At 72.2% G+C, this 15,469-nt stretch carries 11 protein-coding genes; 7 read left to right on the forward strand and 4 right to left on the reverse strand.

The window, feature by feature from the left end:
• Positions 1–156 precede the first annotated feature (156 nt).
• Together ACWD12_RS24170 and ACWD12_RS24175 are read left to right on the forward strand one after the other, a co-directional pair.
• Complete coding sequence (locus ACWD12_RS24170; protein WP_450101277.1) at positions 157–1,719, forward strand: hypothetical protein; 1,563 nt, start codon at positions 157–159, stop codon at positions 1,717–1,719.
• Between the two features lie 20 nt (positions 1,720–1,739).
• On the forward strand, positions 1,740–2,123 hold the full coding sequence (locus tag ACWD12_RS24175; protein ID WP_450101278.1) for a VOC family protein: 384 nt from the start codon (positions 1,740–1,742) through the stop codon (positions 2,121–2,123).
• Positions 2,124–2,420: 297 nt separating this feature from the next.
• Here the strand turns inward: ACWD12_RS24175 and ACWD12_RS24180 are convergent, their stop codons facing one another.
• A complete protein-coding gene (locus tag ACWD12_RS24180) occupies positions 2,421–3,449 on the reverse strand; it encodes an LLM class F420-dependent oxidoreductase (RefSeq protein ID WP_450101279.1) in 1,029 nt (342 codons plus the stop codon).
• 106 nt (positions 3,450–3,555) lie between these two features.
• Entirely contained in the window at positions 3,556–4,980 is a 1,425-nt protein-coding gene (locus ACWD12_RS24185) for an aldehyde dehydrogenase family protein (RefSeq protein WP_358352253.1), read from the reverse strand.
• Between the two features lie 348 nt (positions 4,981–5,328).
• On the opposite strand from ACWD12_RS24185, the gene ACWD12_RS24190 reads away from it, so the two are divergent.
• Together ACWD12_RS24190 and ACWD12_RS24195 are read left to right on the forward strand one after the other, a co-directional pair.
• Positions 5,329–6,519, forward strand: coding sequence for a thiolase family protein (locus ACWD12_RS24190; RefSeq protein ID WP_450101280.1), 1,191 nt, complete (start codon positions 5,329–5,331; stop codon positions 6,517–6,519).
• Positions 6,520–6,818: 299 nt separating this feature from the next.
• Positions 6,819–7,967, forward strand: a complete 1,149-nt coding sequence (locus tag ACWD12_RS24195; protein ID WP_450101281.1) for an NAD(P)H-dependent flavin oxidoreductase — start codon at positions 6,819–6,821, stop codon at positions 7,965–7,967.
• A 104-nt stretch (positions 7,968–8,071) separates the two neighbouring features.
• Here the strand turns inward: ACWD12_RS24195 and ACWD12_RS24200 are convergent, their stop codons facing one another.
• Together ACWD12_RS24200 and ACWD12_RS24205 are read right to left on the reverse strand one after the other, a co-directional pair.
• On the reverse strand, positions 8,072–8,707 hold the full coding sequence (locus tag ACWD12_RS24200) for a TetR/AcrR family transcriptional regulator (RefSeq protein WP_450101282.1): 636 nt from the start codon (positions 8,705–8,707) through the stop codon (positions 8,072–8,074).
• A gap of 184 nt (positions 8,708–8,891) precedes the next feature.
• Positions 8,892–11,696, reverse strand: a complete 2,805-nt coding sequence (locus ACWD12_RS24205; RefSeq protein WP_450101283.1) for an AAA family ATPase — start codon at positions 11,694–11,696, stop codon at positions 8,892–8,894.
• Positions 11,697–11,867: 171 nt separating this feature from the next.
• On the opposite strand from ACWD12_RS24205, the gene ACWD12_RS24210 reads away from it, so the two are divergent.
• The 3 genes from ACWD12_RS24210 (at position 11,868) to ACWD12_RS24220 (ending at position 15,421) form a co-directional block, all read left to right on the forward strand.
• Entirely contained in the window at positions 11,868–12,257 is a 390-nt protein-coding gene (locus ACWD12_RS24210; protein ID WP_450101284.1) for a nuclear transport factor 2 family protein, read from the forward strand.
• A 418-nt stretch (positions 12,258–12,675) separates the two neighbouring features.
• The gene (locus tag ACWD12_RS24215; protein WP_450101285.1) at positions 12,676–14,175 is read left to right on the forward strand and encodes an MFS transporter; all 1,500 of its coding nucleotides are present in this window, start codon (positions 12,676–12,678) and stop codon (positions 14,173–14,175) included.
• 289 nt (positions 14,176–14,464) lie between these two features.
• Positions 14,465–15,421 (forward strand): hypothetical protein, encoded by a 957-nt coding sequence (locus ACWD12_RS24220; protein ID WP_450101286.1) that lies wholly within the window; start codon positions 14,465–14,467, stop codon positions 15,419–15,421.
• Positions 15,422–15,469: the final 48 nt, after the last annotated feature.

A 15,469-nucleotide genomic window follows, 5' to 3' on the forward strand; every position in this document is an offset into this window, starting at 1 on the left:
GCATAGGGTCGCCGCGCACGGCGCAAGGCGCACGGTCTGGTACGGGTCCGAGCACGTGGGCGACGGCGGGGAGTCGGAATGCGGCGGTTGCGTCGCGGGGCGGAGCGGGCTTCGCAGGAGGCGGTTCCCTCCGGTAGCGCAGATGGCGCAGAGGTCGTGCCCTATGACGCGGGGCCCGGCGGTGACGCGTCCATCGCCAGGTCCCCGGCGACCGGCAGCGTGTTCGGAGCCGGGGTGGTGCTGCCCTCCATAGGTGACCCTGCCGCGGACGCTTCCGGCGACGCGTCCGGCGAGTCCGACGCGGCCCCCGGAGGCGCCTCCGGCGGTGCGGCACGCGGCGCAGCCGGCAGCGGACGGCACGCACGCCCCCGCGGGAACCGCCCGCCGCGATCGTTCCGCACGAGGCTGCGCCGCCGCCGGATGAGGGTGTTCGGCGGCGTCGGCCTCGTCGCTGTCCTACTCGGCGGGCTCCTGGCCGCGAGCGTGGCGCTGGCCCCGGTGTTCGGGGGCGGGGACGACGGGCGCAGGCCGTTCGGTGCCGGGAGCGGCGTACCGGCGGCGGCACCTCCGGACACGGCAGGGTCGGGCTACTTCCGGGTGGAGCAGGGGCAGGACGGCCGTTGGTTGTTCCGCACGCCCGACGGCCGTCCGTTCTACTCGATCGGCGTCAACGCGGTGCGCACCCGGGAGGACCTCGAACGCGGCACCGGACGCTGCCCCTACTGCGAGGCCGTCGCGAACCGGTTTTCCGACCCGGTGGAGTGGGTCGAGACCACCACGCGGCGCCTGGACGAGTGGGGGTTCAACACGTTGGGCGCGTGGTCGGAGAGCGACCTGTTCAGCGCGCGGTTCGCGTACACGCCGGTGCTCGACCTGAGTTCGTCGATTCCCGCCGGATCCGCCGCTCGGGACTGGTTCGACCCGGCGTTCGCCGCGCACGTGGCGGACGTCGTCCGGGTGAAGGCCATGCCGCGCTCGACCGATCCGAACCTGCTCGGCTGGTTCCTGGACGACGAACTGCACTGGGGGCCCGACGGCGTGGCCCCGACGACCCTCCTGGACGAGTACCTGGCACGGCCGGAGGGCACGCCGGGCCGGGCCGCGGCCGAGGCCCGGCGCGGAGATCCCCAGGGCTTCCTGCAGGACGCGGCGAAGCGGTACTTCGAGGTGACGACGGGCGCGTTGCGGGCGGGGGACCCGAACCACCTGATCCTCGGCGTCCGCGCGACGTCGCACACCACACCGCCCGAAGTGGTTCGGACGGCCGGGGCGTTCGTGGACGTGTTCTCGGTCAACGCGTACCGTCCGACCCCCGAAGCCGAGGCGGTGTTCGCGCAGGCGGGCGGCTCGGTGGTGCCGGTGACGCCGGATCTGCGCGACTTCCACACCCTGAGCGGACGCCCGGTGCTGGTCACCGAGTTCTCCTCGCGCGCGGCGGACGCGGGCACGCCCAACACGGTGCCCGACGGGCTGCCGGTGGAGGCGACGCAGGACGCCCGGGCCGAGCGCTACGGCGAGTACGTGGGCCCGTTGTTCGCCGCGCCGTGGGTGGTGGGCCACCACTGGTACCGGTACGCCGACTCGCCGGCGGGCGGCCGGGTGCTGCCCGACGACGGGCAGAACAGCAACTTCGGGCTCGTGTCGGTCGACGACGTGCCCTGGGAGCCGCTGGTCTCGCGCATCGCCGCGACGAACGCCGGGGCCCCGGGCCGCGGGTGACTCGCGGTTAGGATCCCGGTATGACTTCCTTGGTGCGCCATGTGACGTTCGACTGCCGCGATCCTTACGCCCTCGCGGGATTCTGGGCCGAAGCGGTCGGCGGCAAGCGGTCCGACGAGGACGCGCCGGGCGACGACGAGGTCCTGGTCGAGGGCACGTCGGTCGGCCTGCTGTTCATCCGCGTCCCGGAGGGCAAGGAGATCAAGAACCGCCTGCACCTGGACCTCCAGCCGCAGGACCGCAGCCGCGACGAGGAGGTCGACCGGCTGGTCGCGCTCGGAGCGAAGCCGGCCGACGACCGCCGCCGCCCCGACGGGACCGGGTGGGCGGTCCTGGCCGACCCCGAGGGCAACGAGTTCTGTGTCGAGCGCAGCGTGGCCGAGCGGTCCGCGACGGGCGGCTGACCGGCGTCTTCACGCTCCGTCCTGCCCCCGCCACGCCCACGCCCGTGCCCGCTCCGTGCCCCCTCCGTGCCCGCTCCCCGCTCCCCGCTCCCCGCGCCGCGGAGCGTGAAGTCCCGACCTCACGGGTCAGAAGACCTAGTGCTGTGGCCGGGAAGGTTTGCCGGTTCCTGGTGTTCGGTGCCGTGCATCGCAAGGCGCAGGCCCGAAGCTCGTACTCGGTCGTACTCGCGAGGGTCTGCAACGCGGCGAGGTGGGGTGCCGGGCGCCGGGAACCGGTGAACCTTTCCGGTCACAGCACTAGGCCACGATCTCCTTCAACTTCCGTACATCGCCCAGCGGATCGTTGCCGACCGGCGAGATGTTGAGCACCGTCACCCCCGCCTCGCGGTACGCCGCCACCCGGTCCCGTACCCACCCCTCGGGGCCGATCAGGTTGGTCAGCTCGATGAGTTCGTCGGGCAGCGCCGCCATCGCCTCCTGCTTGTGTCCGGCGAGGTACAGCTCCTGCACCCGCTCGGCTTCCGCCTCGAAGCCGTACTTGCGCACCACGTCGTTGTAGAAGTTGCGGCCCTTCGCGCCCATTCCGCCCACGTACAGGGCGGTGTTCGGGCGCGCGAGGTCGCGCAACGCCGCGACGTCGTCGCCGATGGCCAGCAGGCCGCCCGCGACCGTTTCCAGCGGCCCCAGTTCGGGGTCGCGCCGGGCGGTGCCGTCCGCCAGCGCCTTGCCCCAGACCCGGTCCGCGCGGTCCGGCAGGAACAGGAACGGCAGCCAGCCCTCGGCGATTTCGGCGGTCATGCGGACGTTCTTCTCGCCAAGTGCCGCCAGGTACACCGGGATCCGGTCACGTACCGGGCGGGTCAGCATCTTCAGCGGCTTGCCGAGCCCGGTGCCCTGCCCGGCGGGCAGCGGCAGCGGGTACAGGCCCTCGTTCGTGACGACCTCGCGCCGCCAGATGCGGCGGCACAGGTCGACGATCTCGCGGGTGCGTTCGAGCGGCCGGTCGTACGGCACGCCGTGCCACCCCTCGACGACCTGCGGCCCCGACGCGCCGAGGCCGAGCACCGCCCGGCCGCCGGACACCGCGTCGAGCCCGGCGGCGGTCTGCGCGATCAGCGCGGGTGTGCGCGAGTAGATGGGCAGGATTCCGGGCCCGATCGACACGTGTCGGGTGCGGGCCGCGAGGAAGCCGAGGACCGTGGGCGCGTCAAAGCCGTACACCTCGGCCACGAACACCATGTCGATCCCCGCGTCCTCCAGGGCCACCGCCTGATCGACGGTGGCCTGGACGTCGCCCGCGTACTGAAGGAAGGTTGCCAGCCGCACGGATCACTCCTCCTCGGGCCTGCGCCCGTTTTCGTACCGATGGACGGCCGCCCGCGGAGCGCCGGGGTCGGCGTCCAAGGTCGGCGTACCGCGGTCGGCGTGCCGGTCAGCGCGCCCGGTGGATCACGCGCGTCTCGGTGAAGCCGTACAGACCCCACGGTCCGTTCTCCACGCCGATGCCGCTCCACTTTGCCCCGCCGAACGGCTGCGCGGGAGACAGCGACAGGTGCGTGTTGACCCACGCGGTGCCGACGTCGAGGCGGGCGGCGACGTCGGCGGCGCGGTCGCCGTCGCCGGACCACACCGATCCGCCGAGGCCGAAACGCCCGGCGTTGACGCGCTCGACCGTCGCCTCCAGGTCGCGGTACGCCACGACCGGCAGCGCCGGGCCGAACTGCTCCTCGTCGACGATGCGCGCGCCGTCCGACAGGCCCGCGAGGACCGTCGGCTCGAAGAAGTACCCGCCGCCTTCGCCGACGGTGAGCGCGCTGCCGCCCGCCGCGGCCTTGGCGCCGCCCGCGAGCGCGTCGGCGACCAGGCCGCTGACCCGCTCGTACTGCGGCCGGTTGTTGACCGGGCCGAGCTGCACGCCTTCGGTGGTGCCCTCGCCGACCTTGACGGCGCGGGCCTGCGCGGCCAGCGCCTCGACGAGGTCGTCGTGCAGCGCCTCGGGGACGTACACGCGCTTGACCGCGGCGCAGACCTGCCCGTTGTTGGCGAACGCGCTCCAGAAGATCTTCCCGGCGATCGCCGAGACGTCGGCGTCGTCGAGCACGATCGCGGCGTCGTTGCCGCCCAGTTCGAGGGTCACGCGCTTGAGGTCGGGCGCGGCCGACGCGGCCACGTGCTTGCCGGTCTCGACGGACCCGGTGAAGCTGATCTTGCGGGCCAGCGGGTGCGAGGTCATCCAGCGGCCGAGCTCGTCGCCGCCGCTCACCGCGTTGACGACGCCGGCGGGCAGGACGTCGCGCAGGATCTCGCCGATCAGGAGGGTCGACAGCGGCGTGTACGGGGACGGCTTGATCACCACGGTGTTGCCGGCCCGCAGCGCCGGGGCGATCTTCCAGAACGCCATCGTCAGCGGGAAGTTCCACGGGGTGATGGCGGCGACCGGGCCGAGCGGGCGGCGGACCACCTCGACGAGGCTGTTCTCGTCGTCCTTGATGATCTCGCGCGGCAGCTCCAGGTCGGCGTAGTAGTTCAGCCAGGCGGCGCCGGTGTGCACCTCGCGTACCGCGTCGCCGAGGGGCTTGCCCTGCTCGGCGGTGAGGATCGGCGCGATGTCGTTCGCGCGCTCGACTATCGCCTTCGCGCACGCGCGCAGCGCCTCGCGGCGGGCGTCCTCGTCGCGCCGCCAGGTGGTGAAGGCGTTCGCGGCGGCGTCGAACGCGGCGTCGAGCTGCTCGCGCGTGCAGTCCGGGGCCTCGGCGAAGACGGCTCCGGTGGCGGGGTTGACGACACCGATCGTGGCGGAAGCGGTCGCGGCGGCTCCGCCGATGGTCATGCCGGGGGCGGTGAGGGCCTGCGTCATGGGTGTCTCCGTTCGCTGGGTGGTGGTGCGTTCGGCGTGGTCTCCGGGGAGGCCGTGCCGGGTGAGGCAATCGCTGGAGGCGACGATTGCCGCACAGCCGTACGAAGTCCAGAGCGTGCGGTGTGAAGTCCGCCGGGGCCGACGATTCCCCGGTCGGTGGCCGTCGGTGCAGATCCGTGCCGGTCGGCGCTTCCGAACGGCCTTCGTTCGGCCGGGGTTTTGCTCCCGACCGAATGGTCGAATTTCCGTCCTGTCAGTCGGTTCACATCTTGACAGCCCGGACCCCGGGCGGGCTAGGGTGGGTTGAACGATCGTTCAATAACTCTGCGTCGAGGGAGACTCCGCCCCATGGCCACCGCAGTGATCGTCGATGCCGTACGCACCGCCTCCGGCAAAGGCAAGCCCGGGGGAGCACTGTCCGGCACGCACCCCGTCGCCCTCCTCGCGGACGTGCTCCGGCAGCTGGTCGACCGCAACGACCTCGACCCCGCGCTGATCGACGACGTCATCACCGGATGCGTCTCGCAGGGCGGCGACCAGGCACTCAACATCGCCCGCAACGCGGTGCTCGCGGCCGGTTTCCCCGAATCCGTGCCGGGCACCACCGTCGACCGGCAGTGCGGGTCCAGCCAGCAGGCCGCGCACTTCGCCGCGCAGGGCGTGATCGCCGGGGCGTACGACATCGCCATCGCGGCCGGCGTCGAGTCGATGAGCCGGGTGCCCATGGGCTTCACCGCACAGGGCCGCAACCCGTTCGAACCGCTCGCCGCGCGCTACCCGGACGGGCTCGTCCCGCAGGGCTACTCGGCCGAACTGATCGCCGCCCGCTGGAACTTCGACCGGGAGACCCTGGACGCGTTCTCCGCGCGATCGCACCGGCTCGCCGCCGAGGCCGCCGCGTCCGGGGCTTTCGACCGCGAGATCGTGCCGATCCACGTGGTGGGCACGGACGGCACCGACATCGCGTTCACGCGGGACGAGACGGTACGGGCGTCCACCACCACCGAGGGCCTCGCGGGGCTGAAGCCCGCGTTCTACAACGAGGCGATGAGCGCCCGCTTCCCCGAGATCAACTGGCACATCACGCCCGGCAATTCGTCGCCGCTCACGGACGGCGCCTCCGCGGTGCTCATCATGAGCGAGGACATGGCGAACCGGCTCGGCCTGACGCCGCGCGCCCGCTTCCACACCTTCGCGGTGACGGGCGACGACCCGCTACTCATGCTGACCGGCGTCATCCCGGCCACGCGCAAGGTCCTGGAGCGGTCCGGGCTCTCGATCGACGACATCGACGTCTTCGAGGTCAACGAGGCGTTCGCGCCCGTCCCGCTGGCCTGGGCCAAGGACACCGGGGCCGACCTGGAGAAGACCAACATCCGGGGCGGCGCGATCGCGATCGGCCACCCGCTCGGCGCGTCCGGCGGCCGGATCCTGGCCACGATGCTCGGAGTTCTGGAGTCGACCGGCGGTCGCTACGGCCTCCAGACGATGTGCGAAGGCGGCGGCATGGCCAACGCCACCATCATCGAACGCCTCTGATTGGCTTCGGAGTCGCGCCGACCTGTTCCCGAGCGGCTCCGCACCTGGCCGGTTCGCCGGGTCGGGCGGCACGAGCGGCAATGGGAACGTGGCGCCGCCGCCGCCCGCCGGACGGGCATCGCGTGAGGGGACAGGAACGCGGGGGTGCGTGAGGCCGGGGCTCGCGTACCCCCGCTCCCCGTCGGGCCGTTCGGGTACGTGGTGTGGTCGGCCCGGCGATGCTGTCATCGGTGTCGTCACTTGTTGTGTCGCCTTGGTGTTGTCGTCTGTAGGGTCCGGCTCCGGTCGAGGAGGCGCTCGTGCGTACACCGGTCACCGAACTGCTGCGCATCGAACTGCCGTTGCTGGCGTTTAGCCACTGCCGCGATGTCGTCGCCGCGGTCACGAACGCCGGCGGGTTCGGCGTGCTCGGGGCCGCGTCGCACACACCGGAACAACTGGAGCACGAACTCGACTGGATCGACGCCCACGTCGCCGGGCGCCCGTACGGCGTCGACCTCATCGCGCCCGCCACCTACGCAGGCAAGGGCGAGGGCGGCGATCCGGTGGGACTGTGGGAGCGCATCCCGGCCGCACACCGCGAGTTCGTCGACGACCTGCTCACCGCACACGGCGTCGAACCGCCCGAACCACCGCCCGTCGGACGCCGACGCCGCCCGGGACTGACCGAGGAACACGCCCGCGACTGCCTCGACATCGCGTTCGCGCACCCGATCCGGCTGATCGCGAACGCGCTCGGCGTCCCGCCGGACTACATGGTCGCGCGCGGCAAGGCCGAAGGGGTGGCCGTCGCCGCCCTCGTCGGCACCCGCCACCACGCGGTCCGCCAGGTCGAGGCCGGCGTCGACCTCATCGTCGCGCAGGGGACCGAGGCGGGCGGTCATGTCGGCGAAGTGGCGACCATGGTGCTGGTGCCCGAAGTCGTCGACGCCGTGGCCGAGGCCGCGGCGGCGCACGGCGAAGAACCGGTTCCCGTGCTGGCGGCCGGGGGCATCGTCAACGGCGCCCAGATGGCGGCGGCACTGGCTCTCGGTGCGGCAGGTGTGTGGACCGGATCGGTGTGGCTCACCTGCGAGGAGGCCGAGACCGCACCCGCCACCAAGGCCAAGTTCGTCGCCGCGACTTCCGGCGACACCGTGCGCTCGCGCTCGCGTACCGGCAAGCCGTGCCGGCAACTTCGTTCGGCGTGGACCGAGGCGTGGGACGGGCCGGACGCGCCGCCCGCGCTGCCGATGCCGATCCAGTCCCTGATCAGCGAACCCGCGCTGCGCCGCGTGGACCGGCTCGCGGAGGGCGGGCACGAGGGGGCGCGGGAGTTGGCGACGTACTTCGTCGGGCAGGGGGTCGGGATGATGAACCGGGTGCGGCCCGCGCGCGAGGTCGTCTACTCGATGGCCGAGGAGTTCGCCGAGGCCGTCGAGCGCGCGGGGGCGTTCCTGGAGGAGTGAGCGTTCCGGGGGCCACCTGTTGCCGAGGACGGCGATGCCGGTCCGGCGAGGCGGGTGCGGTGCAGGTGCGGGGATGTCGGGAGCGGGTGTCGGCTGCGGCGGAGTCAGCCCTTGGGACGGTGGCCGACGCTCGCGAGTGCGATCTCGACGTACCGGTCCGCGATCTGCTGGGGCGTCAGCGGGCCGTCGAGCCGATACCAGTTGGCCACCGCCTGCGCCATCGTGAGCACGGCGCGCCCCGCATCTATCGGGTACGGCGTGGTGAACTCGCCCATCTCCACCGCGTCGCGGACGCTGGACTGCACCAGCGCTTCCAACTCGTCGCGCAAGCCGATGTAGTGCGCCCGGTTCCCCGGCTCCAGGCTGCGTGTCTCGGTGTCGAGGAACGCCATCGGCGCGCGGTTCGCCATATAGAGCACGATGCACTCGACGAGTGACGAGAAGCGGTCGACCGGGTGGTCGCCGGCCTCGGCCACGGCGGTACGGCAGCGTCCCAGCACCGCGTTCATCGAACCCAGCAGCAATTCGACGAGCAGCGCCTGCTTGTTCTGGTAGTGGTAGTAGAGCGCCGGCACCGTGACGCCGACGCGGCGCGCGATGTCGCGGACCGTCGTGCCGTGGTAGCCGTGTTCGTCGAAGGCGTCCAGGGATGCGGCCAGGATCGGCGGCAGCCTGATCGGCTCGTACGTACGCCAGTCGGTGTGGCCGTCGGCCCGCAGATCCGTCACCAGCTCGGCCATCGCACGTCCTCCGATTCACCGCTGCCCGCCCGCGACGCGGGGGTTCGGTCGAGAGTCTAGCGAGCGTTCGCTACGGGTAGCCGGGGGAGACGGTGTGATCAAGGTGATCTTTGACGCACCGTCAGACCACGCTACGCGCACCGGGGAGGAGGGCCCAGAGGCGGAGGGACCCGCCGTGAACCCGCTACGAGCGCGCCGCGAGGTCCGGGATCCCCGCGAGTTCGGTGCGCGACAGGATGCCCAGCTTCGGATAGGCCTTGTAGAGGTGGTGCCCGACCGTACGCGGGCTGAGGAACAACTGCGCGGCGATGTCGCGGTTCGACATGCCCTGTGCGGCCAGGCGCGTGATCTGCAGTTCCTGCGGTGTCAGCACGGCGGCCGCTCCGTTGGGCGACGCCTGGGCGGCGGCGCTGCCGCGGGCCGCTCCGCCCGCCCCGGTGGCGTCGAGTTCGGTACGTGCCCGGTCCGCCCAGGGGCGGGCGCCGAGGCGTTCGAAGCCCTCCAAGGCGGCGCGCAGGTGCTCGCGCGCATCGGTCTTGCGGCGTACGCGTCGCAGCCACTCGCCGAACAGCAGTGCCGTGCGGGCGCGTTCCATCGCGCGGCGCTCGGGGTCGTGCAGCGCGAGGGCGGCCGTCCACAGTTCCTCGGCGTCGGAGTCGTCGGCGAGGAGGGCTCGGCAGCGCAGCACGAGCGCGTCCGCCCACGGGCGCCGAACGCGTCCGGCCCAGTCCTCGAAGCGTGCGAACTGCTCGGCGGCCCGGCCCGGTTCGCCGATCCGGATGGCGGCCTCGACGAGGTCCGGTGTGCTGCGGGTCGAGCAGATGTGGTGGCGCAGGGGTTCCCGGCTCAGCTGCTCAAGGCGCGTGACGGCGGTGGCGGCCCGGCCGAGTCCGAGGTCCAGGATGCCAAGTGCCCAGTAGGACCAAGGGGTTCCCGGAGCCATGGCCCCACCTGCGCCGGAGGCCAGCGACTCGTCCGCGGCACGGCGGCAGGCGTCTTCGTCGCCTTCGAAGGCGCGTACGACCGCCAGGACGCTGTGGAACTGGCTGACCCACTGCTGCTGTCCGGTGTCCCGGGCGAAGCCGAGTGCCTCGCTGGCGGTGGCCAGCGCGTCGGCGTGCCGGCTGTCGAAGATCTCGGCCTCGACCTGGAAGAAGAGCAGCGTGGGCAGGCGTCCGATGCCGCCCTGACGACGGCTTTCGGTGACGAGTTCGGCGGCGAGGTCGTACGCGTCGGTGTCGTGGCCCTGGGTGAGCGCGACGCCGCAGAGCATCTGGAGGACGCGGGCGTCCACGGTGCCGGCGGCTCGTGCGGTACGTGCGGCGGTGACGGCGTCGGCGAGCGCGGGAGCGGGGGTGGGGGCGGGGTTGGTGGGTTGCTTCTTGTCGGGGTGGTCGTCGTCCGGGTCGAGGTAGAGGCAGTCGATGAGGTAGCGCGCCACCGGGGTGATCGGGTCGTCCTCGGGCAGCGTGAGCGCGTTCAAACGGGCCATTGTGGACTGGAGTTCGTCCTCGTTGATGTACCAGGCCGTGTGCAGGGCCTGGACCAGCAGCCGGGCGGCGGCGCCGGGCTCGACGGCCGCGACGTCCTCGGCTGCGCCGACCAGCGTCTTGTGCGCGCTGGGGAATGCGCCGTGCCAGAAGTCCGCGAGGCCGTGCACGAGGGCCAGCGTCGCGCGTACCTTCGGGTCCTTGGCCTGGGCCGCGCTGCGGGCCGCGAAGTCCCGTGCCCGGTCCAGGTCCCCGGCCTCGGACGCCCACTGGGCGGCGAGTGCGAGCCGGTGCGTACGCCGGTGCTGATCCACCGTCAGGCGGGCGGCGAACTCGTACGCGCGTGCCGCAGCCGCGTACCCGCCGCGCTCTCGCGCCCGGTCGGCGGTCGCGTCCAGGGCGTCGGCGACCGCCTCGTCAGGCCCGGTCGACGCGGCGGCGAGTTGCCAGGCGCGGCGGTCCGCCTGGTCCGGTGCGTCCAACGCGTCGGCGAGTGCCCGGTGCGCCGCCATCCGTCGGTCAAGCGGCGCGCGTTGGTGCACGGCGGCGCGGATCAGCGGGTGGCGGAACCGCGGCGTGCCGTCGACGACGCTGAACAGCCCTGCGGCGTCCGCCGGTTCGAGGTCACCGGGGGAGGCCCCCAGGGGTTCGGCGGCGCGCAGCACCACGCCCACGTCGCCGGAGTCGTCGAGCGCGGCGAGCAGCAGAAGCGTCTGCGTTGCGACCGGCAGCCTGCTCACCTGGCCGTGGAACGCCAGCTGCAGGCGGCTCGTGAGCGGAAGCGCGCCGGGCCGGAAAACCGCTGACGGGTTGTCACCGGCGAGCGCGACAGGCAGCTCGCGCAGAGCGAGAGGATTGCCGCCCGCTTCGGCGAGGACGCGGTAGCGCGCGGTCGGCGACAGGTCGGCCGCGTGTGCGTCGAGCAGTGCCCCGGCGTCGGCGGGCGGCAGGCCGGTGAGCCGCAGCTCGGGCAGTCCGGGCGCGGGGAACGCGCCTTCGCCGTCGCGGGCCCCGAACACCATCACGACGCCCTCGGCGTGCAGACGGCGTGCGGCGAAGACCAAGGCGTCGGACGACACGCGATCCAGCCACTGGGCGTCGTCGACGAGACAGAGGAGCGGGCCGTCGCCGGCGTACTCGGACAGGAGGGTCAGGACGGCGAGGCCGACGAACATCGGCTCGGGGGCCTCGCCCGAGGCCAGTCCGAGCGCGGCGTCGAGCGCGCGGCGCTGCGGTTCGGGGAGCGCGGGGAGGTGGGTGAGGGCGGGGCGGAGGAGGAGGGAGAGCCCGGCGTACGGGAGTTCCGCCTCGAACTCGACCCCGCTGCCGCGTACGACCGGGAAGCCCGCCGCCTCCGCCGCCTCGACGGCGTACGCGAGGAGCGTCGTCTTGCCGATGCCGGGCTCGCCGCGTACGACCAGCACGCCGCTGGTGCCCTCGCGGGCGTCGGCGAGCAGCGCCTCGACGGCGGAGCGTTCCGTGGTCCTCCCGTGCATCATGCCCGGCACGTTACCTGCCGGGCGGAGGGCATACCTATTGGCTTGTCCGTCCTCCGCGGCAAGTACCTATACGCGACCGATTCCCGGCGCGGTCGTCGTCCGTAGCTTCTTGACCTGCGGGAAGCAGGGCCCTGGGACGGGGCCCACGCACCGAACCGAAGGACGGACGCCATGACCACCACCACCAACAACGCCATCGACTACGTCGCCGTCGTCGAGCGCTACCTGGCCGCCTGGAACGAGACGGACGCGGTCAAGCGCCGCGAGCTGCTGGCGGCCGCGTTCACGGAGGACGCCGCGTACACCGACCCGCTGGCCGACGTCGCGAGCCGCGACGCGCTCGACATGGTGATCGGTGCCGTGCAGGGCCAGTTCGCGGGGCTGGTGTTCACGCTGGGCGGCCCGGTGGACGGGCACCACGATGTGGTGCGGTTCACCTGGAACCTCGGCCCCGAGGGCGGCGAGGCGCTCGTCGTCGGGTTCGACGTCGCGCAGATCGCGGCGGACGGGCGCGTACGCAAGGTCAGCGGGTTCCTCGACAAGGTGCCCGCGGGACTGTGAGCTCCCCACGGACCGTGCGCACCGCGGGGTTGAGCTCCCGGGGCTGCGGGCGGTTCGTGGGGCGGGGCCCTGCCGGGTGAACGGGTCGGCGGGGCCTTGGGCACGGGGCGGCCCGCGGGGACCGACGACGCGGTTCGTTGCGGAACCGCCCCGTGTTCGCAGCCGCGCGGATTGATCGGTGCGGCGTGGCGTAGGTGGGGCGCAGGTGGGCGGCTTGTTCCAGCCCGACTTGAAACGTCTTGAAACGTCTTGAACCGACTTGAACCGACTCGATCCGACCCGACTGGGCTCGGCCTGGCTCGATCCGGCCGGGCTCGACTCGATCCGGCCTGACTGGGCTCGGCTCGATCCGACCGGGCTCGACTCGTACGCCCGGATTGACGGCCCGAAAACCTCATGTTCCGAAAGGACTTCCACAGTGTCGACCACCACGACGCCCCGCGGCGCCGCCGGCGCACCCGCCGCCGCGCCGTCCGCAGCCGAACGCGGCCCCTCGTGGGGAACGCTTCTGGTCCTGCTCGCCGGTGTCTTCATCACCACGCTCGACTTCTTCATCGTCAACGTCGCGATACCCGCGACGCAGGCCGACCTCGGCGCGAGCGCGGCGGCCATCCAGTGGGTCGTCGCGGGGTACGGCCTCGCCCTCGCCGCGCTGCTCATTACGGGCGGCCGCCTGGGGGACATGGTCGGGCGGCGCCGGATGTACATGACCGGCATGGCGCTGTTCACCCTCGCCTCGGCGGCGTGCGGCCTGGCCGGGAACCCCGAGGTGCTGATCGCGGCGCGGGTCGCGCAGGGCGCGGCGGCGGCGCTGCTGATGCCGCAGGTGCTCGGCATCGTCAACACCGTCTACACCGGGCAGCACCGGGCGCGGGCGTTCATGGCGTACGGCCTGACCCTCGGCTTCGCGGGTGTCTTCGGCCAGCTCATCGGCGGCGGCCTCATCGAGATCGACCTGTTCGGGCTCGGCTGGCGCAGCATCTACTGGATCAACGTTCCGGTCGGCATCGCGGCACTGCTGGTCACGCCGCGGTTGGTGCCCGAGTCGCGCGGTGCGCGCGGCACCCGGCTCGACTTCGCCGGCGTACTCATCGTGACGTCGGCGATGATCGCGATCGTGCTGCCGCTGGTGCAGGGCCGTGAGCAGGGCTGGCCGCTGTGGACGTGGCTGTCGCTGGCGGCGGCACCGCTGCTGGTCGCGGGGTTCGTCCGGTACCAGCGGCGGCGTGCGGAGCGGGGCGGAACGCCGCTGATCGACATGGTGATGTTCCGCGAGCGGTCGTTCTCCGCGGGGCTGGGCGTGATGCTGGCGTACCAGTTGGCGATGGCGTCGTTCTTCCTGGTGCTCGCGCTGTACCTGCAGATGGGCCACGGCATGAGCGCACTCGACTCCGGCTTGCTGTTCGTGGCGTTGGGTGCGGGCTACTTCCTCGGTGCCACGCAGGCCGAGAAGCTGGCGAAGCGGCTCGGGCGGCAGGTGCTCACTCTCGGTGCGCTGCTGACAGCCTTCGGCTACGGAGTGCTGGCGGAGACCGTCGGGTCGACTGGGGTGACGGGGTCGGTCGGCTGGCTCATCCCGGGCCTGATCGTCTCCGGGTACGGCATGGGGGTCGCGCTCGCGCCGATGTCGGCCATCGTGCTGGCCGGGGTGTCCGAGCGGTACGCGGCATCGGCCGCGGGGGTGCTGAACACCGCCCAGCAGGTCGGCAACGCGCTGGGTGTGGCGCTCGTGGGGATCGTGTTCTACGGGGAGCTGGGCGCGGGGCTCGACGCGAACGACTACGCGCACGCGTTCACGTGGGCGCTGATCCCGCTGGTCGCCTTCTGCGCGGCGACGGCGCTGCTGGTGCAGCTGCTGCCGCGGCGGGCGTCGGGTGGTCAGGCAGGGGAGCAGGAGGTCATGATCCCGGCGGGTTAGGCGAGCGGGCCGACGGTTCGGGCGGACGGTTGGGGTGGGCGGTTCGGGTGGCCGGTTCGGGTGGGCGGGGACAACGCGCGTAGAGCGTGACGGGACAGGCGCAGGGCAGGAATGTGGAGTGCCGGAGGGGTTCGCAGCCCTCCGGCACTTTGCGTTGGGTGGATCACCCTTCGACCCAGTCCGCGGCCGGTCCGCAATCAGTCACCGAGCGGCTACTTAAAAAGACCTATTCAGTGCCAAATGGGCTCGGGTTAGGCTGGATTTGATCGACTGCTCCAGGGAGGCCGGCATGGCGCGCACCGAAGTCCGTCCGCTCACCCCGGTCTCCGGGTTCCCGTTCCCTGTGCACGCGAGTCCGGGCTGCGAGGTTCGAGCCGAGGAACTCGCCGCCCGTACCGAGCGCGTCATCGCCTGGATGACCGACGCGCTGCACGTCGCACCGGAGTTGCGGCTCAACGTCGCTGATGCCGAGGACTGGTCCGGCGTCACGGACATGCAGCTGTACGGCATGCCGCGCACGATTGCGGGCGCGACCACGGTCGCGGTGGGCGAGGCCCCCTTCTACGCCGAGCAGCTCGCATCGTACGAACCGCACCTCAGCCCCGCCACGCGCGCCAACCTGCGCGAGGAGTACGGCGAGCCGGCCTCGCTGGTCCCGTACTACGAGGCCGTCCACGTACACGAGTTGACCCACCTGTACCACCAGCAGGACTGGGCGTCGTACCCCGACCTGTGGCTGGTCGAACTGCACGCCAACATGGGCATGGTCGGCTACATAGCCGAGATGGAGCCGGACATGCTCCCGGCCATGCACGCAATGACCACGGTCGTCTACGACTTGCCTGTCGACGCCCTTCGGTTCCGGGCGCTGCCGGACATGGAACGCGCCCTGGAAGAAGGGTTGTTCAACTACTCGTGGTATTTCTTCCACCTGACGCTCGCCGCCGAGGAGCTGTGGGAGACCGGCGGCACACCGTTGTTCCGGCGCCTGTACGAGTACGTGCGGGCTCGGCAGCACGCCGCCGCACCCGGGCCGGTGACGCGCGACGAGATGTGGGCGGTGCACCCGGCACTCGCACAGATCATGGACGAGTGGCCGGGTGGTTTGGGCGCGGCCGCCTCCGGTGGTGACGTCGGTGTCGGTGTCGGTGTCGGTGTTGGAGTTGGTGCCGGTGCCGAGGGTGGCGAGCGCGAGGGTGTCGCGGATGCCGTCGAGGTTCCCGCGCCGCTCGAACCCACGGACTGACTGACCGGGCCCGGAGGCGGCGGTCGTACCAGCCGCGGTCGGGGTCGC

The organism is Streptodolium elevatio (assembly GCF_053592165.1).

What these genes read in the sequence shown, in the direction of transcription:
- ACWD12_RS24185 (WP_358352253.1), bottom strand. Translation starts at nt 4,980, where the DNA reads ATGACGCAGGCCCTCACCGCCCCCGGCATGACCATCGGCGGAGCCGCC.
- ACWD12_RS24175 (WP_450101278.1), top strand. Translation starts at nt 1,740, where the DNA reads ATGACTTCCTTGGTGCGCCATGTGACGTTCGACTGCCGCGATCCTTAC.
- ACWD12_RS24210 (WP_450101284.1), top strand. Translation starts at nt 11,868, where the DNA reads ATGACCACCACCACCAACAACGCCATCGACTACGTCGCCGTCGTCGAG.
- ACWD12_RS24220 (WP_450101286.1), top strand. Translation starts at nt 14,465, where the DNA reads ATGGCGCGCACCGAAGTCCGTCCGCTCACCCCGGTCTCCGGGTTCCCG.
- ACWD12_RS24205 (WP_450101283.1), bottom strand. Translation starts at nt 11,696, where the DNA reads ATGATGCACGGGAGGACCACGGAACGCTCCGCCGTCGAGGCGCTGCTC.
- ACWD12_RS24190 (WP_450101280.1), top strand. Translation starts at nt 5,329, where the DNA reads ATGGCCACCGCAGTGATCGTCGATGCCGTACGCACCGCCTCCGGCAAA.
- ACWD12_RS24200 (WP_450101282.1), bottom strand. Translation starts at nt 8,707, where the DNA reads ATGGCCGAGCTGGTGACGGATCTGCGGGCCGACGGCCACACCGACTGG.